Below are 19,804 nucleotides of genomic sequence, written 5' to 3'. Positions count from 1 at the left end.
AATAGTACGACCGTACAAAAATAAAAGGACCCCGGACTTCATGCCCTCCCGACGACGATTCCGGCGCCATGGGTTGTGGGCGGCGCTGGTGCTGCTGGTGATCATCGGCGGCGCCCTGTTGCATACCGCTTGGCCGTTTCTGACCTATCCCCGAGCCGCCCTCGACTTCCAGGTCCCCCGACCGCGCCCGCCGGAACCCCTGACCCAACCCATGGCCGGCGTGGCGGAGGTGGACATTACCCCGGCCATTGGCCTGCCCAAGTTCGGCTACTCCGCCTGGGCCGCCGATGGCGACGGTTTCCGTACCCGACTCAAGGCGCGCGCCTTTTATCTGCACGGGCCGGGCGGCACGCCCCTGGCTCTGGTGCAACTGGACCTGGGCGCCGGTTCCCTGCCACTGCATTACGCGGTGGCCGAGCGCATCGCCGCCACCACCGACGTGCCCGCCCATGGCCTGAGCCTGCTGGTCACGCACACGCACTCCGGCCCCGGCCAGTACCTGGGCAGCGACTTCTATAATGTGTTTGGCGGCAACCGGCCCGGTTTTGACCCGGCGCTGTTCGACTTTCTCGCCACGCGCATCAGCACGGCGGTCACCGAGGCCTACCGGGCGCGGCGCCCGGCACGGCTGGCGGTGGGTGAACGGGACGTCTGGGGTCTGACCCGCAACCGCTCTCCCCAGGCCTGGGCGCGCAACCACGGCATCGCCGAGGACCGCATTGACGGCAACCTGGCCAAGCGCGCGGTGAACCCGCGCATGACCATGCTGCGCCTCGACCTGCAGGCCGACGACGGCCGTTACTACCCGGCCGGCGCCCTGACGCTGTTCTCCATCCACGGCACCGCCATCCCCGCCTTCACCGGCCCCTACCACGCCGACGTCTGGCACTGGCTGGCGCGCGGCCCCGGTGAAACCATCGGGCGATCGTTGCCCTGGCCATTCGTGCATGGCGCTGCACAGGCCACCCACGCCGACAACAATCCGGCCTGGCACCCGGATCACCGGGGTGACCGGGAAGCACGGCGCATTGGTACCGCCCTGGGCACCCAGGCGGCGGACCTGTTCCAATCCCTGGAGGGTACGCTGGCGCCACGGCTGGTGACCGCCACCGCCAGCCGCCAACTGGACCTGCTGGATCTGCCCGCCAGCGAGCGCCACGGCCTGTGCGAACGGGCCGTGGTGGGCGCCGCTACCGCCGGCGCCGCCAACGGCGATGAGGTGTTCCCGGTGTCCTACCTGCCCTATCTCCAGGAGGGCTGGCCAAGGCGCTGGTTCACCGATGGCTGCCAGGGCGTCAAACAATGGATGCTGTCCAAGGCGCAGCTGCTGCTGTCGCCGCAGGCCTTCCCCCACCGGGCGTTGTTTCAGGTGATTCGGGTGAACGACCTGGTGATGGTGCCGCTGCCCTGGGAAGTCACCCTGGAAAGCGGCAACCGCATTCGCGGCGCGGTCCTCGACACCCTGCCCGCCGGCCACGACTGGAGGGTGGAAATCTCCAGCCTGGCCAACGGTTTCCTGGGTTACGCGGTGACCCCGGAAGAATATGACGTCCAGTATTACGAGGGTGGGCACACCCTGTATGGCCCCCATACCGTCGATTTCCTGGCCGAGCAAAGCGCCGCCCTGGCCGGCGACCTGTGGCGGCTCGGCGAGGTGGACGACGTGCCCGCCGCCGCCCACTTCAGCCTGCTTCGACACCGCTACTGGCCCGAGGCGGACGGCGACGGCACCTGGGCCCGGCGCTGGCGCCAGAGCGCCCGTTTCCATGCCGGCGAAGGCGAGAAGGAAGCCTACTGGTCCTGGCGGTTCCAGGGGGAGCCGCCCGGCGCGCTGGAGCCGAGCGCCCCGCTGCTCAGTGTGCGCGACAGCGGCGACCGAACCCTGGTCGCCGATGATCAGGGCGGTGATCTGGCACTGCGGCTGATCAAGCAGGACGATCAGGGCGCGCTCTATGAAGTGCGTTGGTACCGGCCACCGCCGGCGCCACCGGGCAGCCTGGAACTGGAAATACAGGCCAGCGAGCGGGCGCCGTCGCTCACCTCACCGGTATTTCCCTGACACGGGTCGGTTTTTCCACCGGCGGGCCCTGCTACACTACGCCTTCGAATACAGGAGGTAGTGCCATGAGGGCCCTGTTGCTCACGCTCGTGCTGACCGGCTGTGCCAGCACCACCCAAATCACCACGCGCACCGTCACCGATACGCCGCCGGCCACCGGCGAGGCGATCCTGCTGGCCGCCCAGAGCCCGGAGGGCGAGGTTCGCGAAACCTGGGAACTGACCTGCCGGCCGGTGTTCGCCCGCGCCGGTCTCACCGTCCACCTGGCCCATCAGGAAACCCCTCTGTGGCGCGACCGTGACGCCCTGACCCGCTGGGCCGGCCAGCACGGCGTGGACCGCGTTCTGCTGGTGGACCTGACCCGGCTGATGATGTCCGCCCCCAACCTGCCCGCCGGCCGGGACCTCAACCCGCTCGGCCAGGACACCGAGGTGCAGCCCACCTGGCGCCTGGGCCTGGACGGCGAACGCATCGACCGGGAGCGCCCCGCCGACACCGAGCAGCGTTTCCCCGCCTATCTCACCGACGGCGCCGGCAAGTCCCTGTGGTACGGTGAAGCGCGCACCCACGAAGCCAACGACCAGGCCGCCATCGCCCAGAGCCAGTGCCGCGCCCTGCGCGACGCCCTGCGCCAGCACGGCGTGCTCTGATCCGGCCCCTGGGGCGCTCGTCGCCGGGGACCATTGACTCCGGCGCCGGCCGCCCCCATCTGCCCGGGAGTAGCTTCACCATCGTCGGATCAGCAACTCGGATCAGCAACAAGGAGATTGTCATGAGCGCCGTCATTCCTGGCACGTCACTGGCCGTGCATCCGGACCGGTTCCCCGACCCCGTCGAGGACCTGCCCGCGGATCGGGACCCCGGCCGCGCCATCCTGGCCGGTGGCTGCTTCTGGTGCGTGGAGGCGGTGTATACCGCCCTGAACGGGGTGGAAAGCGTGGTCTCCGGCTACATTGGCGGCAGCGCCGACAGCGCCCATTACGAAGCGGTCTGCGGTGGCAACACCGGCCACGCCGAAGCCGTCGAGGTGCGCTACGATCCGCGCAAGGTGCGCTTCGGAGAATTGCTCAAGCTGTTCTTCGCCATCGCCCACGATCCCACCCAGAAGGATCGCCAGGGCAACGACCGGGGCCCCCAGTACCGCTCCGCGATCTTCCCCCTCAACGCCGACCAGGAACGGGTGGCGCGGGCCTACATCGAACAGCTCGGCAACGCCGGCGCCTTCACCGCGCCCATCGTCACCACCGTGGAAAGCGGTCACGAATTCTTCCCGGCGGAGGACTACCATCAGGACTTCGCGCGGCGTAACCCCCGCCAGCCCTACATCCAGCATGTGGCGCAACCCAAGCTGGAGAAGTTGCACGCCGCCTTCCCGGACCTGCTGAAAGACTAAGAGGCCATGCCATGACCACGTCCGCCAGCGGCCACGATCTGACGCCGCTCACCGACGCTGAAAAACAACAACGCGCCGCCCACCTCACCGCCGAGGAGCGCCGCATCCTGCTCAACCAGGGCACCGAGCCGCCGTTCTGCGGCGGCCTGCTGGACAACAAACAGGCCGGCACCTACGCCTGCAAGCTGTGCCAGCTACCGCTGTTCCGCTCCGACGACAAGTTCGAATCCGGCACCGGCTGGCCCAGCTTCTTCCGCCCCGCCGACCCGCAACACGTGCGCGAGCTCCAGGACACCAGCCACGGTATGGTACGCACCGAGATCCGTTGCGCCCGCTGCGATGGCCACCTGGGCCATGTGTTCCCGGACGGCCCGCCGCCCACCGGCCAGCGCTACTGCCTGAACTCCGCCTCCCTGGTCTTTGAACCGGACTGAACCGTCGGCATTCAGCCCTGCTCGTCCTCGCCCAGCAAATGACGGGTGGCCGCCACCGCCACCCGGCGCGGATGCTCCCAGCAGGGATTGTGGCCGCAGGCACTCAACAACAGCGTATCGCAGTGCTTCACCCTCGCCTGTAGATAAAGCGTGTTCTGCCCGGCCGGGACCGGCTTATCCTCGCGACCGTGGATCATCAGCACCCGGGCACTGATCGCGCGCAAACGTTCGTCGGGCACCCTCACCGCGTCCAGCAGTGCCTGCCGGTCGGTGGCCATCATGGTATGAAAATAGCGGCTCAGGCCGCCCTTCGACAGCGTCGCCAGCCGTTCCCTCGCCAGCGCCTCGGTGGCCAGAGCCGGATCGTGATTGCCGCTGGCCATGGCGGCCCTCATCGCATCGACGCTGTCCGGCAGGGTCCAGAAGCGATCCAGATCGGCGTTGAGCCGATGCCGCCCCCCTCCGCTGCCGGTGGTCACCAGCGCCGCCACCGAGGGTTCGTCCGCCGCCACGGCGAGCGCCAGGGCGCCGCCGATGGACTGGCCCCATAACCGCGTCTCCGGGTGCCCCAGCCGCCGCACCAGGGCCCGTGCCTGACGCAACCACAGCGCTGGATCGAAAAAAGGGGGCGCCGCCTTGCCCTGCGAGCCACCGAACCCGATCCAGTCCATGCCGACCAGGGAGAAACGTTCCGCCAACAAAGGGATAACGGCGCCGAAGTTGGCCGGGATCGAGGTGCCGGGCCCGATACCGTGCAACAGAATCAGAGTCGGCCCCCGGCCCCGGTGATAAAGCCGGACCCGGTGCCCCTCGAAACACCAGTCCTCATGCTTCATCGGCGACCTCGCGAAGATGGCGATGCAATGCGGACAAAGCCAGACCAGTGTCCGCCAGATCCTCGGCCCGGGGCGAGCGGCCGGCGTTCAGCCAGCGCCTGGCGAACCCGATATCGCGCCCCGCGTTGAACGCTACCGCACCGGTCAGCGCGCCCTCGTGGAAGTAAAACAGGCCGCGGCGGCCCGTGCCGTAATCGCGGCATATACCCCGCCCGCGCGGCAGCCCCAGCACCTGCACGTTAAGGTCATGCTGATCCGACCAGAACCAGGGTTGATCGCGGTATCCGGCGCTGCCCCCCAGCGCGGCGGCGGCGGCGGCTTCCGCCTGCAGTCGCGCGTGGGTCCAGGACTCCAAACGCAACCGGCGGCCCGCGAACGAAGACGGAAAACGGGCCACGTCCCCCACCGCGAAGATGCATGGATCGCTGGTTCGCGCCTGCCCGTCCACCACGATGCCATCGTCCACCTCCAGCCCCGCCTCCACCGCCAGCCGATCGTTGGGCACCAGGCCGATGCCCACCAGCATAAGGTCCGCCCGCAAGCGGGTACCGTCCACTTCGCAGCACACGCCGTTGGCACTGGCACGGGGCGAGGCCACGGCGCCGAACCGGAACCTCACGCCCCGCTCCTGATGGTGTTGAAGCAGATAATCGGCGGCGTCCTCCGGCAGCGACCGTTCGCACAGGCGCGCACCCGCTTCCAGCACCGTCACCTCGAGCCCCTGATGCCGGGCCGCCGCCGCCACTTCCAGCCCGATCCAGCCGCCACCGGCCACCAGCAGGCGCCGGGCGTTCGCCAGACCACGCCGCAACTCGCGCGCGTCCCCCAGTGTGCGCAGATAATGCACCCGGTCACCGGCCACGCCGGGCAGGCGGCGTGCCTCACCGCCGGTGGCCAGGAACAGGGTTCCGTACGCCACCGTGGTCTGGTCGTCACAGTGCAGCAGGCGCCGGTTCCGGTCGATGGCCCGCACCCGCTGGCCCAGCCGGGCATCCAGATTCAGCGCCCGCCATTCCGCCGGTTCGGCCAGCGCCGGCGCCGGGTCGTCGCTCTCCGCCGCCGGACCCGCCAGAGCCGCCTTGGACAGCGCCGGCCGTTCATAGGGTCGCTCCGGCTCCGCGCCGATCATGATCACCGTGCCCTGGTAGCCACCGGCCCGCAGCGCCCGCGCCACCGACAAGCCGGCTTGGCCGGCGCCGACGATCACCATCGGCCCGCGATCCGCGCTCACAGGCACACCTGGATGTCATCGCCCTCGATACGGGCGGGAAACGACGCCACCGGCTCCTTCACCGGCGGCGACATCGGGCAACCGTTGCGAATGTCGAACAGCCCCTGGTGCAGGGGACACTCGATGCACCCGTCCTCCACGAACCCTTCCGACAACCGGGCGTTGCCGTGGGAACACAGGTCATGCAACGCGAATACCTGCTCGCCGAGGCGAAACACCGCCAGCGGCATGTCGCCAATCCGGGCCGCCGCCACCTCGCCGTCTTCCAGTTCGCCGGCTTTCATCACCGAATGCCATTGCTTGGACATGTGAACCTCCTTACAACGGGGTCGCCAGCAGTTCCGGTACCCCGTAGGTATCCAGAACCAGGCGCCGGTCCAGGAAACGCAGCCGCTGCTCCTCCACCCGAATACGATCATAGGAGACCCCGGCGGCGAACAGCCGGGTGACACCGCTCTGATCGGTCTGCATGACGGTGAAATTGACGCGGCTTTCGAGAACATCGCCGTCGCGTCCGGTGATCACCGCCGGCGACACCAGGTGACGATCGAAGTGGATGTTGTAGATATTGGCGGTGCGCAAGGCCACCACCCGATCCAGCAACATGGGCCGGCCACGGCAGTCGATCAGCGCCGCCGGCAAACCCCGGTCATGGTTTTCGCGGGGAATCACGCAGTAGCGGGCGTCCGCTGTGAAGAACTCCGGCCAGGCCTCCAGATCATCCACGTCGATGGCGTGGCCGTAGTTCTGATACAGATCCTGAACGCGCTGATAGAGATCGCCGTCGATAGGACTAGTCATGGGCTTTCTCCGGTACCGGGGCGCCCTCTTCGCGGGGCGCGAACTCCATGGTTTGCGCGTACTGCTTCCAGAACCCCCGGGTGCAGACCTCGGTCACCACATGATCGGCGTCGACAATCGGGCCCAGGCCGCCCATTTGAATGAAGGAGGTGGCATCGGTTTCACCCTGGATCGCCTGCTGCACCAGACGGATCGCCTCGCCGTCCTCCATGGAGATGTAGCCGGCCGGACCGACCAGATTGAGCTGGCGCAAACGGTCATCGGTGAGTGTGTCGTCGTCGTCCTCGAAGCCGAAGAAGGTCCATACCAGTTCCATGCCGTCCGGCCCCAGCGGGCGGACCTGGCGGGTCGCCAGCGTATTGAGAATCTGCTGCACCACCAGATTGGGAAACACGGAAATGATCAGGTTGCCGATGCCGTCGTCGAAATCCGGCGTCCATTGCAGCAGGGTACCGTCGTTGAGCTGGAAATCGGTTTGGTACTTGTCCTTCACATCCTTGTAGTGCTCGGACACGCTATCGTGATCATCGGTGCCCATCACCGAATAGACGATGGAGTGGCCACCACCATCACTGACCAGGGTGTACCCTTCCTGGGTGGAGCGATAGGTACCGAAGGTCGCCGCGAACATATGCAACAGGCCGGCGTGGTATGGGTCCTTGATGTTCTCGAAATAGAGCTTCCAGTTGGCGGAGATACGTTGCCGGTGGTAGCCCAGCACCTTGAGCGGCTTGACCAGAATACGATCCAGGTGCTCCTTGATGTGCGGCCCGAGATAGGCCATCAAGGTCCCGGGCTCGTTTTGCAGCGAACCGAAGATCAGGCCCTTGTAGCTTTCCACGTGCAGCTTGCGCAGACCGTGTTGAGCCGGTTTGAAATCCTTCGGATAGCCGCCCTTGCCGGACACGCCACGCCGGTACGGCACGCCCACCAGGTCACCGGCGCTGCTGTAGCACCACTGGTGATAGATGCAGGCATGGGTATCGGCCTTGCCGAACTCCTCGCGCACCACGGTGGCGCCGCGATGGGCGCAACGGTTGACGAACGCGGAGAAGGAGCCGTCTTCCTCACGGCTTACCACCACCGGCGTGTTACCCAGCATCACGCTTTTGAAGCTGCCGGCTTCCGGCAATTCCGCCTCCAGGGCCAGGTAACCCCAGGTTGGCCCGCGGAAGACCTTTTCCATTTCGCGCTCATAAATGGCGCTGTCCTTGAACACCCGATACGGGGTGTGCGCGTAGTCCGCGTCCGGCCAGCGAAAGCGGTCGAGATCGTGCTCACGGAAAATATAGTCGCTGTCTTGCATGTTTCGCTCCTCAGGCCGCGTCCATGAAACCAATGATGGTCGTGACGAATTCCTCCGGGCGCTCCACATAGGGAGCGTGGCCCACGCCGCGCATCACATGCAGCGGCTGATCAAGCAGTTGCGAGGCACGCTCGCCCACCTCCAACGGCACCACCCGGTCCAGGTCGGTCCACAGCAAATGAAGCGGCGGCGGGTCTTGCAGTTTGAGCAGCGGCTCGGCCACCAGGTCCTGGTTGAGGCGGGTGGCCACGTAGTCGGCCAGCCGGCACAGCGCCGCCAGGGTGTCATCGGCACCGTTGACGAGGGTCTCCTCGCGGACCAGTTGCTCGGTGACGAATGCCTGATCATGAAACACACCCTGCAGCTTGGCGCGGATGCCTTCCGGGCTGACCGTGCGCACGCTGGCGCGGATCGCCTCGCCCACGGCATCGCTGATCGGCGCGATGCCGAGCGCGCCGACCAGATGCAGCGAGCGTACCCGTCGCGGCGCGCGCAGCGTCATCAGCGCGGCCACGTGCCCGCCCAGGGAAGTACCGACCAGGTCGAAGCGCTCCACGCCCAGCTCGGCGAGCGCCGCCAGGCAGTAATCGGCCAGGCCCGGCGAGGTGTAATCGAAGTCGGCGGGCTTGTCGGCCAGCCCATGGCCCGGCAGGTCCAGCGCGATGGCGCGGTAACCGCGCCCGGCGAACCGTTGCAGCGTTTCACGCCAGCGATCGGCGCGGGTGGAAAGACCATGGATGAACACCACCACGCGCTCGCCGTCGCCGGCATCCAGCACGCGGGTGCCCACCCCCTGAACCTTGAGGGGATACTGAATCATTGCGGACTCCTGTACTTCAGGAAGGAATAAGAAAGGGCTCGACGCCGGTCGCGGCCACCGCTTCGCGGGTGTACTGCCGGCTCCACATGCCCATGGAAAATTCGAACGCGCGGCGCTCACGAGGCACCGCCGGGGTCAGGTCCACCTTACGGCCGCCCTTGAATACCGCGCGCAGACGGTCGGCGTCCTGGAGCACCGTGATATCGGCCAGCGGATCGCCTTCGATGATGAGCAGGTCCGCCCACTTGCCCGGTGCCAAGCCGCCCAGCCGATCGGCGTCACGCAGCACCCTGGCGCTGTCCACGGTGGCGCAGCGCAAGGCTTCCGCCGGGGTGAAACCCAGATAGCGCACATGGGCCTCAAGCTCCTTGGCATTCCACTCGCCGTAGGGCGTGACGGCGAAGCCGGTCTCCGAGCCGGAGATGAACTTCACGCCGGCGGCGCGCGCTTTCTTCAGGTTGGTCGAGGCATCCATCAGCTCCTGCTTCTGGATGTCCGGCCACCAGGCGGCGGACGGGTCCGTGGGGCTGTTGAACTCGATGTTGTTGACCAGCAACGTCAGGGAAGGACAAAGGTAACAACCGTTATCCAAGGCCGCCTGAATGCCGTCATCGTCGATGCAGGAGGCATGGTGAATGATGTCGACACCGGCGCGGGCGGCGTACAGCGCCCCTTCCCGGCCACGGGCATGCACCACCGCCTTGAGGCCGAGGCGGTGGATCTCCTCCACCATGGCGAGGGTCTCGTCCTGGGTGTAGGCGGCGATCAGGCCGTCGCCCTCGCGGCGGGAGATGCCGTCCATGGTGAGCTTGATCGCATCCACGCCGTTCTTGGCCTGGTCGCGAATCACCTGCACCGCCTCCGCCACCGTGTAGGCACGCTCTCCGGTGGAGCTGGAGGGAAAGCCGATCCAGCTGGGGTACCAGTCGTACAGCCCCTGTTGGGACGTCAGGGAGCGCCCGGCACAGGTAATGCGCGGTCCCTCGAACATGCCGGTGGCCACCGCCTCGCGCACCGAGGGCGAGATATAGCCGGAACAGGCCGGGTCGAAGATCGAGGTGACACCGGCGCGCAACACCGCCTGGGCGGCGTGCAGCGCGCGCAGGGTGCGGAACTCCATGGGGGCATGCAGATCGATGTCTTCCTGGGCCTGCGCATTGCCGTAGGAAATGTGCGTGTGGCAATCCACCAGCCCCGGCATCACGAAATGCCCGCCATGGTCCAGGACCCGATCCCCCTGCCCCGCCGCTGGCGCCTCGCCGGTGGGCCCCATCCATTCAATACTGTCACCGCTGATCACCAGGGTCTGGTTCTCAAGCGCCTGGTTGCCGTGGCCGGAGAAAAGCCGCCCGCAGCGAATCAATGTTTTGCTCATGTTGCCAACCTCTCCGTTTAAAGGAAAAACGCCTGACGGGCTTCCTCGGAATCCCGGACGTCCTCCATATCGCCTTGCCAGACCACCCGGCCGGTGGAGAGCACCAGCGCTCTCGACGCCAGGCTTCCGGCGATTTCAAAGTTCTGTTCGACCAGAAGAATCGCCACGCCACGGGCCCGCACCGCCTGAATGGCCCGCACCACGTCCTGAACCACGCCCACCGCCAGGCCGGCGGAGGGTTCATCCAGGATCATCATGGTGGGGGCGCTCATCAGGGCGCGGGCGATGGTGAGCATCTGCTGCTCGCCGCCGGACAACGACGAAGCAATCTGGTCGCGCCGTTCTTCCAGGCGCGGGAACAGTTCAAAAATTTCCCGATAGTCCGGCGCTGCCCGCCCATTGCGGGCATGGCCACCGATCTCCAGGGTTTCCATTACCGTGAAGTTGCCGAACAGCTCCCGCCATTGCGGCACCAGGGCCATGCCGGCACGGGCGATGCGCGAGGCACGCCAGCGGCTGATTTCCCGGCCCTGGAAACGCACTTCGCCATCACGCTGATCATGCAGGCCGGCGATCGCTTCCACCGCCGTGGTCTTGCCCGCGCCATTGGCGCCCAGCAACGCCACCGCCTCGCCTTCTCCCACCGTCAGGGATAATCCGTGCACGGCGGTGAGGGCGCCGTACTTCACCGTCAGATCATTGACTTCAAGCATCGCCTGCCTTCCCGAAATACACTTCCTGAACCGCCGGATCGTCGATCACCGAGGCGGGCTCGCCCTCGCACACCACCCGGCCGGCGGCCATCACCGTGATGTGATCGCTCATGCCGGCCAGGAAGCCGATGTTGTGTTCCACCAGAAGCATGGTGATGCCCTGCTCCCGATTGATGCGGCGCAACAGCAGCCCCAGTTGCCCGGTCTCTTCCTCGCTGACGCCGGACACCGGCTCATCGAGCAGCAGCAGGCGCGGCCGCGACACGATGGCGCGGGCGATTTCCAAACGGCGCTGATCGCCCAGGGAAAGCTGACGGGCCTTGGCGCGGGCCAGGTGAGCCAGCCCGACACTGTCGAGCGCGGCCATGATGCGTGCCCGCTCGCGCCGGGCGTCGCCGCCCGGGAAAGGATCAAGCAAACTGCCGAGCAGCACCGGCGCGATACCGTTACCACCCAGGCCGATGGCGACGTTGTCGTAAACGCTGATTTCGCCGAACACCGCCACATGCTGAAAGGTGCGCGTGAGTCCGTGACTCATGCGCGTCACCGGGCTGCCCGAAGGCAGGGTCTCGCCGTGCAGGCGAATGGCGCCGCGGTCCCCCTCCACGAAGCCCGAGACGATATTGAACAGGGTGGTCTTGCCGGCGCCATTGGGGCCCATCAAGCCGCGAATCTCTCCTTCGCGGACCTGGAAGCTGACGTCATCCACCGCCTTGAGCGCGCCGTACTGCTTGCCCACGCCGTCGATGGACAAGGCGATACCGGCGGTGTCGGGCAGCGCCTTGCCAGCCGCCGGCCGCGCCACCGGGGACGCCGCCGACGGCACCGATTCGCGCGTCACTTGACCGCCATGCCGATGGCGAAGCCTGAACAGTTGGCCGGCGATTCCACCGGGGAAGAACAGCACGGTGACCAGAACCAGGGAAGCGAAGAACAGCTCCAGATAATCGGCCAGCCCGCGAAGCACCTCTGGCAGCGCCCGCATGACCGCGCCCCCGGCCAGACCGCCCCAGGCACTGCCCATGCCACCGACAATCGGATAGGCAAGAGTGGAAATGGAGGTATTGATGCCGAAGGTGTCCGGGTCGATAACCCGGAACACCGGCGCCTGAAGAGCACCGGATAAGCCGATGATCAAGGAGCTGCACACAAAAGCGGCCACCAGATGATGAGGCACGGAAATGCCAAACGCCTGGGCCGCCACTTCGTTGCCGGACACAGCGCGCAGGTTGCGGCCGAAACGGCCGAGCAACAGCGCCATGGGCAACACCAGCACCAACGCCACCACCACGGCGGTGAACACCAGATAGGCCAGATCACCGGACAGCGAAATGCCAGCGATGGAGGGCGCCGGCACCGTCAACCCGCCGGCGCCACCGGTGAGTCCGGTGGACTCACGGATCAGAATGATCACCACGGACTGGAACACCAGGGTAATCATCGCCAGGTTGTGGCCGCGAAACCGAACCGCCGGCACACCAAGAACGAAACCGCCCAGGCCGGCCAGCAAGGCGCCGCCGAGCATCGCCGGAAGCAACGGCACACCGGCGGCGGTGATCAGCAGCACCGAACCGTAGGCACCCAGGGCCAGCACCGCGCCAGTGGCCAGGGAGATGCAGCGGGCGTAGCCCACCAGCAGGGTCAGGCCGGTGCCGGTAAGCATGGCGCTGATCACCAGCGACGCCACGTATTGGGGGTAGCTTCCCAATCGCGCCGTCACCAGCAGAACCGCCAGCACCACCATGGACGGCGCCAACCAGGCCCACCGGGAAAATCCCCTGGCATCGACGCGGCGCTCGCGCGTCAAGGGCAGCGCCAGGCTGCCACGCTGGGTGGATTTACGTTTAAAGCTAAACATGTCGGGTTTTCACCTCCGGGAACAAGCCCTCGGGCCGGTAAAGCATGACCACGAACAGCAGCATGAAACTGATCGCGTTCTTCAACGCGCTGTCGCCATAGGCGGCCGCCAGGGTCTCGACGACACCCAGCAACAAGCCGCCGGCCACCGCCCCCTTGAGGCTGTCGAAGCCACCGACCACCGCCGCCACGAAGGCGGCCGCGATCACCGCGATGGGAAGATCCGGCGAAATGCCCTTGGCCGGCGCCGCGAACACCCCGGCCACGCCGGCCAGGGCTCCGCCCAGGAACCAGGCCAGCGCATAGGTGCGATCCACGGAGTAACCGCATAGCTGGGCGCCGCGATGGTTGGCGGCCATGGCGCGCATGCCCCGGGCCACGCGGGCACGGCGGAACGCCAGGGTGGTGCCGATGCCGATCAACAGCGAGCCGGCCACCGTCCACAGCACCTCCCGGGTCAGGATCACCGGGCCGATCAGAAAAGGCGCGCCCTGGAACGGCGACGGCACGGTCAGCAGCTCCGCGTTGTAGATCAACCGCACCCCCTCGGAGAGCGCGATGCCCAGGAATACGGTGGCGATGACCACCGAGAAGGCGTCCGCGCGGCGCAGCGGCCGCAGCAGCACCAGCTCGATCAACGCCGCCAACGCGCCTACCGCCGGCGGCACCAGCAGGTACGCCAGCCAGGCCGACCAACTGAGCTGCACCTGCACGATGTAGGCGCCTAACGCCCCGATCAGCACGAAGGCGCCGTGGGCGAAATTCACCGTCTTGGTGGCTTTATGGATCAGTACGATGCCGAGGGCGGCCAGGGCATAGATGGCGCCGAAGTTGAGGCCGCCCAGCAACACCAATGCGAGCTCCGTCATGGCTGTCTCCGTTTGACGCGCGAATCAGGGCAGCACGGTCCAGACGCCATCCTGGATGACCGCCGTGCCCAGATGGTCGTTGCCCTGGTGATCGGTGGCCGAGAAGCTCTCCGGAAACACCACGTCGTAACCGCCGAAGTCCGAAGGCAACGCCCCCTCCACCCGCTCCCAGCTTGCGATCAGGTTTTCCCAGGTGAGATCGTCGTCGGCCTTGTCGATGGCATGGGCGAGCACATACACCGAGCCATAGCCGGTGAGGTCATAGATGTTCGGTCGCCCCTGGGGCGGTTCGCCGTACGCGGCGCGCCACAGCGCCAGATAGCGCTCCATGGGCTCGGCGTCCTGGCCCGGATAGAAAGGTGCGTTGTAGTAACCGAGAATGCCGTCCGCGTTGCCGATGATCGGCACGATGGCGTTGTTCACCGCGGAGCCGTCCACGACCCAGTGAACACCGCCCAGCCCCACCTGGCCGGCCTGTTTGATGGCGAACCCGGCCTCCGCGAAGCTGCCCAGCACCAGCACCGCGTCCACGTCCGCGCGCAGGAACGACACCAACTGCGCGGTGAAATCCTTGGCGTTCTGATCGAAGGTCTCCACGGTGACGTCAAAGCCGCGTTCCTCCAGCATCGGGCGAATCACCGACAGATTGGCCTGGGGAAAGGCATAGGAACCGGCCAGCAAGCCGATGCGCTCCGGATCGCCGTCACGGGTCAAACGCTCAATCAACGCCGCCGCGCTGGTTCGCGGGTCCGTGATAGCACCGTGGAAGACGTTGTCGGCGAACGGCTCGCGAATCACCGGCGTGGCACCGAAAATGTTGTAGGTGGGCACACCCACCGAGCGCACATAATCCGCCGCCGCCGCCGCGCCGGTGGAACCGGACGCCAGCACCAGCACGAACACCTTGTCCTGCTCCACCAGCTTCTTCGCCGCCGCCACGCTTTCCGCCGGCGTCAGCGCCGCCTCGAAGCGCAGTTCCAGCTTGCGGCCATTGATGCCACCCTGTTCATTCAGGGCATCCACCGCCAGTTGCATGCCGTCACGGCCCGGCGCCCCGATAAAGGCGGTGCCACCGGTCAGCGGCCCCAGGGCACCAATCAGAATGGTGTCCTCGGTGACACCCTGTTGCGCCGAAGCGCTCCCCGCCCCCAGCAGGGAAAGCAGAAGTACTACCTGGATCAAGCGATATAGCTTCACGACATGGCTCCTTGATTCTCAAAACCGAATGCAATTCGTTAAAAGCAATCATTGTGCCAGTGGCCGCCCGTCCGGCTTCGCCCACTCTCCCTCTGTCAACAAAATAATTACAAAGCCTTGATTTACATCAATTTGTTTTTCCTGGTCGGATCACGCCAGCGCTCAAGACAGAACGCCCCATGCAACAAGACCCTGCCTCCAATGGGGGCATGAGTGCACATTCAGCATGCAAAAGTAGCGCTGCACCGCCCCATTACCGAACACCATTTGGTATTGAGACGACGACATGCCATACTCCCGACGAGCGCCGACCGGCGCCCGATACCAGACCGACCCGATACAGGAGCCCCCCATGACCAACGCTCTGCATACCTTCAACCCCACTGGCATGGCCACCCCGAGCGGCCCCTACAGTCAGGGCGCCCTGAGCCGGGAACCAGGCCAGTGGCTGCACATCGCGGGACAAGTGGGCGTGGACGCCGATGGCAGGCATCCGGATGATTTCCAGCAACAGGTGGCGCTTACCTGGGCCAACGTGACCCGGGTACTGGAAGCGGCGGGCATGAGCGCCGCCAACCTGGTGAAGACCACCACCTACGTGGTCCCGGACCAGGACCTGGCCGCCATGAATGAAGTGCGGATGGGCTACCTGGGCGATGCCCGCCCCGCCTCCACCCTGCTGGTGGTCCATGCCCTGGCCCACCCGGGCTGGCGCATTGAGGTGGAAGCACTGGCGTTCAAGCCGGCCTGACCCGCTGTCCGGCGACCTATATAATGGCCGCCGTTTCGCCCTCCCCTAAACCACCACGCCAGGGACGACACCAACACCATGGCCCAGGTCAAAAAAAGCCAGGTACGGGACGCGATCCTGAGATCCGCCTTCGACCTTTTCTCCACCCGAGGCTACGCCAACACCTCGCTGCCGCAGATCGCCAAGGCGGCCGGTACCTCGCCGCCCAATGTGTACGTCTATTTCGAATCCAAATTCGAAATCCTGTACACCGTGTTCGAGCCCTGGCTGCGCCGCCAGTTTCTCGAGTTGGAGCAGGAACTGCTCAATATCGAGGAACCAAGAGAACGACTCCGGCACCTGTTCCGGGTGGTGTTCAAGGAAATCCCCGAACGGCAGAACGGCTTCGCCAACAACATCATGCAGGCGCTCTCCACCGCCACGCCGGAGGACCATTACCAGCCCACGCTGATCAACTGGATGACCGCCCGGCTGCGCGACATGATTCTCTCCACCCTGCCCCCGGAACGTCGCGCCGCGGTGGACACCGACGGCCTCTACCACTTCTTCGTCATGGCGCTGGACGGCTACATCAGTTACTGGCGGCTGTCCCAGGACAAGGGCTTCGACGAAGCCACTTCCGAGCAGCTCTGCCGCTTCCTGCTTGGCGAGCCCTGAACGCCCGGCGGGCTTGTGTCCACATGGCTTCCTGCTAAACTAGCGCCCGCCAGCCCAGCAGGGCCGGTCGTGCCGGAATAGCTCAGTCGGTAGAGCAACTGATTCGTAATCAGTAGGTCGGAGGTTCGATTCCTCTTTCCGGCACCATCTTCCCTTCCGCCTCCCCTTCCGCCTCCACCCGCTAAAAACCCTCCGCCCGCTGCGGCGGCGTCGTCCGCGCGTACGCTCATTATCCAGGCTGAAAGTCAGCCATCCCGATAGTGCCTTTCCACGCTTTCGCGGCGGGTTTTGGCGTCGATGGCATATTCCGCCGTGGGCCGGGCGAGCAGCCGCTCGATACCGATGGGCTCGCCGGTTTCCCGGCAGTAGCCGTATTCACCGGTGGCCAGACGGCGCAGGGCGGCATCGATCTTGTCGAGCAGCTGGCTGTCCCGATCGAGGGCGCGCAGCACCAGACGCTGCTCCTCTTCCTGGGCGGCCTGATCGGCTTCGTCGGGTTCGCGCACGGTGGCGCGCAGGCTGGCTTGCAACTCATCCATGGTGCGCCGGGTGTCCTGCCGGAGGGTGAGCAACAGGCGATGGAAGAATTCCCGCTGGCGTTCGTTCATGTAGGAGCGTTTCGCCATGCGCCGGAGCTGCGATTCGGTGAGGGGTCTCATAGGCGTCTCAAGGCGTTTCCAGAAAGGTCACCGGTTGCCCGCCGGGCGCCGCCGGGGCCAGGGCTTCGTCACGGACCACGATGTTGCCGCGCACCACGGTATGAATCGGCCAGCCGGTGACCGTTTCACCATGGTAGGGCGTCCAACCCGCGACGCTGGCGATCCAGCTATTGTCGAGGGTGCGGCGGGCGGCGGTGTCGACGATGGAGAAATCGGCGTCGTAGCCCACCGCGATGCGCCCTTTGCCCTGGATGCCGAACACCCGGGCCGGGCCGGCGCTGGTCAGATCAACCAGGCGCCGCAGGGTGAGGCGCCCCTGGTTCACATGGTCGAGCATGATCGGCAGCAGTGTCTGCACGCCGGTCATGCCGCTGGGAGAATCGGGATAGGGACGGGCCTTTTCTTCCAGGGTGTGCGGCGCATGGTCACTGCCGATCACATCCACCACGCCGTCACGGATTGCCCGCCAAAGCGCGTCCCGGTGACGACGCTCGCGCACCGGCGGATTCATCTGCGCCAGGCTGCCCAGCCGCCGGTAGCAGTCCGGCGCGCTCAGGGTCAGGTGATGGGGCGTCACTTCCACGGTGACCCGTTCCTTATGGCGGGCCAGCCAGGCGATTTCCTCGGCGGTGGAGACATGCAGGATGTGCAGGCGCCGGCCAGTGTCTTCGGCCAGGGCGACGATCCGGCGGGTGGCGATCAGGGCACTGTCCACGTCCCGCCAATGGGGGTGCCGGGTGACGTCACCGCTCCCCTCCACCAGAGGCCGGCGCGCGCGTAGCCGTGCTTCATCCTCGGCGTGCACCGCCATGCGACGGTGACCGCCGGCCAGGATACGGCGCAGGGCGGTGTCATCGTCCACCAGCAGGTCGCCAAAGGAGCTGCCCATGAACACCTTCACGCCGGCGCAGCCGGGCAGTTGCTCCAGCCCGGCGAGCTCATCGGCGTTAACCGCCGCGCCGCCCAGGTAGAACGCATAATCACACCATGCGCGGCCTTCCGCCCGCTCCAGCTTGGCCCGCAGATCGTCACGCCACAGGGTCAGCGGATCGGTGTTGGGCATTTCGAAGACGGCGGTGACACCGCCGAGCACCGCGCCCCGGGTGCCCGCTTCCAGGGTCTCCTTGTGGGTCAGGCCCGGTTCCCGGAAGTGCACCTGGGTGTCCATGACCCCGGGGAGCACCTGCAGCCCGTTGGCGTCCAGGCGCGTATCGGCGTGCCACCCACCGAGGTCGCCGAGGGCCACGATGCGTCCGCCGGCGCAGGCAATGTCCAGCCGTTCCTCGCCGTTGGGGGTGTGCACGGTGCCCGCGGTGATCAACAGATCGGCCCGCTGGCGCCCGGCCAGAGCCCAGGGATCATTCGGTTTGCTCCGTTGCATGGTCATGGAATCTCAGAACTCGTTTTGAATGCGTTTATAGCCTTCCACCAGGCTGTTGTTGGTGCGCGCCACGTCCTCGGAAAAGGCGGAGTCCTGCACCGACACCCGTGCCAGAGCCTCCAGATCGGTGGCCGCGCCGATGCGCTCGGTGGAGGGCACGTAAAAGCCCGCCGGCAGTTCAACGCCATCGACCACTGCGTTGTGACGCACCACCGCCCGTTCGCCGATGACGCAGTTGAACAGCACACTGTTAAAGCCGATGAAGACGCCGTCTCCGACCCGGCAAGGACCGTGGACGATGGCCCGGTGGGCGATGGAAGTGCGCTCGCCGATGGTGACGGCGGCACCGGATTTGGAGTGAATCACCACTCCGTCCTGGATGTTCGAATGGGCGCCGATCACGATCGGCTCCATGCCGCCGGTGTCGTTCAGTTCGTCGGCGCGGATCACCGCGTAGGGACCGATGAAAACGTTCTCCTGAACGATCACCGACCCGCACAGAATGGCGGTGGGATCAACGAAGGCGCCGGGATGCACCCGTGGGCGGTCACCGTTGGGGTTGGGGCGAATCATGACAATAATCCTTGCGATGAAGGGGCCAGCCAGGGCACGGCCCTCGGGTTGTCAAAGGGTCGTGATAGATATGTTATATTATAACATATACAAGGAGGAGGTAACGATGCGCGATTCAACCCGCCACGCGGCTGGCGCGACGTCCGGCTCAGGCTGACAGAGCCCTACCCGGGTTCATGGCACGGTATCGGCACACGGATGTCGAAAGGAGAGGCGGTGGTGGCCATGTTGCGGGAAAATCCCGCCATGGCGACGGATTACCTGCGTACGGCACTGGATGAACTGGATGAACCCGGCGGCGAGCCGGCGTTCCTGCTGGCGCTGCGTCATGTGGTGGAGGCACGCGGCGGCATGGCCACGGTGGCGGAGCGGGCACGGCTGTCCCGGGAAAGCCTCTATCGCGCGCTTTCTCCAAAGGGTAATCCGACATTGCGGACCATGGCGGCGGTGATGCGCGCCACCGGCGTGCGTTTCCAGGATCTTACCCGGGCCGGGGGCTGAGCGACGACGGCCGGTGCAGGCGGTACTCGCCGTCCTGGTCGGCCAGGATCAATACCTCGGCCTGGTCCCGCCAGGCCATGGCGTCCTCCATGGCTTCGCCCAGGCTCTGGTAGCGATGGGTTCCCTTCACGCATCACCATGACGTTCTCCTGTCAGGGGGGCGGCACCCTCCAGGCACCCCCATGCGCCAACACGTCCATAGACGTTCGTCCCAATCCCGTTCACCGGGGCAGTCTGGCCCGATCCCGCGAGCACCTTCCTGACCCAGATCAAATAGCAACCCGGTGGCTTCGACCCGGCTCGCATCAGACTCAGTGGTAAATTCCCGAACCCCGGGACAGATTTCCATTTTCCCGGGCAAGGCATCGCGGCGCGCCGGCGCCGACACTAG

General features: G+C 66.2%; 22 protein-coding genes and 1 tRNA gene. 8 read left to right on the top strand and 15 right to left on the bottom strand.

Features of this window, described 5'->3' with window-relative positions:
* The first annotated feature begins 40 nt into the window (after positions 1-40).
* The 4 genes from JF515_RS03700 to msrB all read left to right on the top strand — a co-directional run bounded on the left by JF515_RS03700 (position 41) and on the right by msrB (position 3,886).
* Positions 41-2,059, top strand: a complete 2,019-nt coding sequence (locus tag JF515_RS03700; RefSeq protein ID WP_203101124.1) for a neutral/alkaline non-lysosomal ceramidase N-terminal domain-containing protein — start codon at positions 41-43, stop codon at positions 2,057-2,059.
* 65 nt (positions 2,060-2,124) lie between these two features.
* Positions 2,125-2,709: a hypothetical protein gene (locus JF515_RS03695; protein WP_203101121.1), complete on the top strand. Its 585-nt coding sequence runs from the start codon at positions 2,125-2,127 to the stop codon at positions 2,707-2,709.
* A 122-nt stretch (positions 2,710-2,831) separates the two neighbouring features.
* Positions 2,832-3,452: a peptide-methionine (S)-S-oxide reductase MsrA gene (gene msrA, locus JF515_RS03690; RefSeq protein ID WP_203101120.1), complete on the top strand. Its 621-nt coding sequence runs from the start codon at positions 2,832-2,834 to the stop codon at positions 3,450-3,452.
* An 11-nt stretch (positions 3,453-3,463) separates the two neighbouring features.
* Positions 3,464-3,886: a peptide-methionine (R)-S-oxide reductase MsrB gene (gene msrB / locus JF515_RS03685; RefSeq protein ID WP_203101119.1), complete on the top strand. Its 423-nt coding sequence runs from the start codon at positions 3,464-3,466 to the stop codon at positions 3,884-3,886.
* Between the two features lie 11 nt (positions 3,887-3,897).
* On the opposite strand, the gene JF515_RS03680 is transcribed toward msrB, so the two are convergent.
* The 11 genes from JF515_RS03680 to JF515_RS03630 are packed head-to-tail and all read right to left on the bottom strand — an operon-like array spanning position 3,898 to position 14,891.
* Positions 3,898-4,722 carry an alpha/beta fold hydrolase gene (locus JF515_RS03680; protein WP_203101118.1) on the bottom strand — a complete coding sequence of 275 codons (825 nt, stop codon included), beginning with the start codon at positions 4,720-4,722 and terminating at the stop codon, positions 3,898-3,900.
* On the bottom strand, positions 4,712-5,953 hold the full coding sequence (locus JF515_RS03675; protein WP_203101113.1) for an FAD-dependent oxidoreductase: 1,242 nt from the start codon (positions 5,951-5,953) through the stop codon (positions 4,712-4,714). Before JF515_RS03675 ends, JF515_RS03680 begins: the two co-directional genes overlap by 11 nt.
* A complete protein-coding gene (locus JF515_RS03670) occupies positions 5,950-6,261 on the bottom strand; it encodes a non-heme iron oxygenase ferredoxin subunit (RefSeq protein WP_203101111.1) in 312 nt (103 codons plus the stop codon). Before JF515_RS03670 ends, JF515_RS03675 begins: the two co-directional genes overlap by 4 nt.
* A 10-nt stretch (positions 6,262-6,271) precedes the next feature.
* Positions 6,272-6,754 (bottom strand): aromatic-ring-hydroxylating dioxygenase subunit beta, encoded by a 483-nt coding sequence (locus JF515_RS03665; protein WP_203101109.1) that lies wholly within the window; start codon positions 6,752-6,754, stop codon positions 6,272-6,274.
* Entirely contained in the window at positions 6,747-8,060 is a 1,314-nt protein-coding gene (locus JF515_RS03660) for an SRPBCC family protein (RefSeq protein ID WP_203101107.1), read from the bottom strand. Before JF515_RS03660 ends, JF515_RS03665 begins: the two co-directional genes overlap by 8 nt.
* A gap of 10 nt (positions 8,061-8,070) precedes the next feature.
* Positions 8,071-8,880 (bottom strand): alpha/beta fold hydrolase, encoded by an 810-nt coding sequence (locus JF515_RS03655; protein ID WP_203101100.1) that lies wholly within the window; start codon positions 8,878-8,880, stop codon positions 8,071-8,073.
* Between the two features lie 16 nt (positions 8,881-8,896).
* Positions 8,897-10,255: a metal-dependent hydrolase family protein gene (locus JF515_RS03650; protein WP_203101098.1), complete on the bottom strand. Its 1,359-nt coding sequence runs from the start codon at positions 10,253-10,255 to the stop codon at positions 8,897-8,899.
* A 17-nt stretch (positions 10,256-10,272) separates the two neighbouring features.
* Positions 10,273-10,968: an ABC transporter ATP-binding protein gene (locus JF515_RS03645; protein ID WP_203101096.1), complete on the bottom strand. Its 696-nt coding sequence runs from the start codon at positions 10,966-10,968 to the stop codon at positions 10,273-10,275.
* Positions 10,961-12,826, bottom strand: a complete 1,866-nt coding sequence (locus tag JF515_RS03640; protein ID WP_203101093.1) for an ATP-binding cassette domain-containing protein — start codon at positions 12,824-12,826, stop codon at positions 10,961-10,963. Before JF515_RS03640 ends, JF515_RS03645 begins: the two co-directional genes overlap by 8 nt.
* A complete protein-coding gene (locus JF515_RS03635) occupies positions 12,819-13,694 on the bottom strand; it encodes a branched-chain amino acid ABC transporter permease (RefSeq protein ID WP_203101091.1) in 876 nt (291 codons plus the stop codon). The genes JF515_RS03640 and JF515_RS03635 overlap by 8 nt, the downstream gene beginning before the upstream one ends.
* Positions 13,695-13,718: 24 nt before the next feature.
* On the bottom strand, positions 13,719-14,891 hold the full coding sequence (locus JF515_RS03630) for an ABC transporter substrate-binding protein (protein WP_203101089.1): 1,173 nt from the start codon (positions 14,889-14,891) through the stop codon (positions 13,719-13,721).
* Between the two features lie 352 nt (positions 14,892-15,243).
* On the opposite strand from JF515_RS03630, the gene JF515_RS03625 reads away from it, so the two are divergent.
* The 3 genes from JF515_RS03625 (at position 15,244) to JF515_RS03615 (ending at position 16,446) form a co-directional block, all read left to right on the top strand.
* On the top strand, positions 15,244-15,642 hold the full coding sequence (locus tag JF515_RS03625) for a RidA family protein (protein ID WP_203101087.1): 399 nt from the start codon (positions 15,244-15,246) through the stop codon (positions 15,640-15,642).
* Positions 15,643-15,720: 78 nt separating this feature from the next.
* Entirely contained in the window at positions 15,721-16,299 is a 579-nt protein-coding gene (locus JF515_RS03620) for a TetR/AcrR family transcriptional regulator (protein ID WP_203101085.1), read from the top strand.
* Between the two features lie 71 nt (positions 16,300-16,370).
* A tRNA-Thr gene (locus JF515_RS03615) sits at positions 16,371-16,446 on the top strand.
* A 98-nt stretch (positions 16,447-16,544) separates the two neighbouring features.
* On the opposite strand, the gene dksA is transcribed toward JF515_RS03615, so the two are convergent.
* The 3 genes from dksA to JF515_RS03600 are packed head-to-tail and all read right to left on the bottom strand — an operon-like array spanning position 16,545 to position 18,912.
* Positions 16,545-16,958 (bottom strand): RNA polymerase-binding protein DksA, encoded by a 414-nt coding sequence (gene dksA, locus JF515_RS03610; protein ID WP_203101083.1) that lies wholly within the window; start codon positions 16,956-16,958, stop codon positions 16,545-16,547.
* A gap of 7 nt (positions 16,959-16,965) precedes the next feature.
* Positions 16,966-18,345: a dihydroorotase gene (locus JF515_RS03605; RefSeq protein WP_238400820.1), complete on the bottom strand. Its 1,380-nt coding sequence runs from the start codon at positions 18,343-18,345 to the stop codon at positions 16,966-16,968.
* A gap of 6 nt (positions 18,346-18,351) precedes the next feature.
* Positions 18,352-18,912: a carbonate dehydratase gene (locus JF515_RS03600; protein WP_203101079.1), complete on the bottom strand. Its 561-nt coding sequence runs from the start codon at positions 18,910-18,912 to the stop codon at positions 18,352-18,354.
* Between the two features lie 198 nt (positions 18,913-19,110).
* Between JF515_RS03600 and JF515_RS03595 the strand changes: the two genes are divergently transcribed.
* Positions 19,111-19,413 carry an addiction module antidote protein gene (locus JF515_RS03595; RefSeq protein ID WP_203101077.1) on the top strand — a complete coding sequence of 101 codons (303 nt, stop codon included), beginning with the start codon at positions 19,111-19,113 and terminating at the stop codon, positions 19,411-19,413.
* On the opposite strand, the gene JF515_RS03590 is transcribed toward JF515_RS03595, so the two are convergent.
* Positions 19,394-19,543, bottom strand: a complete 150-nt coding sequence (locus tag JF515_RS03590) for a hypothetical protein (protein WP_203101075.1) — start codon at positions 19,541-19,543, stop codon at positions 19,394-19,396. The genes JF515_RS03595 and JF515_RS03590 overlap by 20 nt on opposite strands.
* Positions 19,544-19,804: the final 261 nt, after the last annotated feature.

Origin of the sequence: Alloalcanivorax marinus (assembly GCF_016785095.1) — a bacterium.
Classification (GTDB): Bacteria; Pseudomonadota; Gammaproteobacteria; order Pseudomonadales; family Alcanivoracaceae; genus Alloalcanivorax; species Alloalcanivorax marinus_A.
Note: the sequence above shows the minus strand (reverse complement) of the source record. Positions and strands in the feature narration are given on the sequence as shown.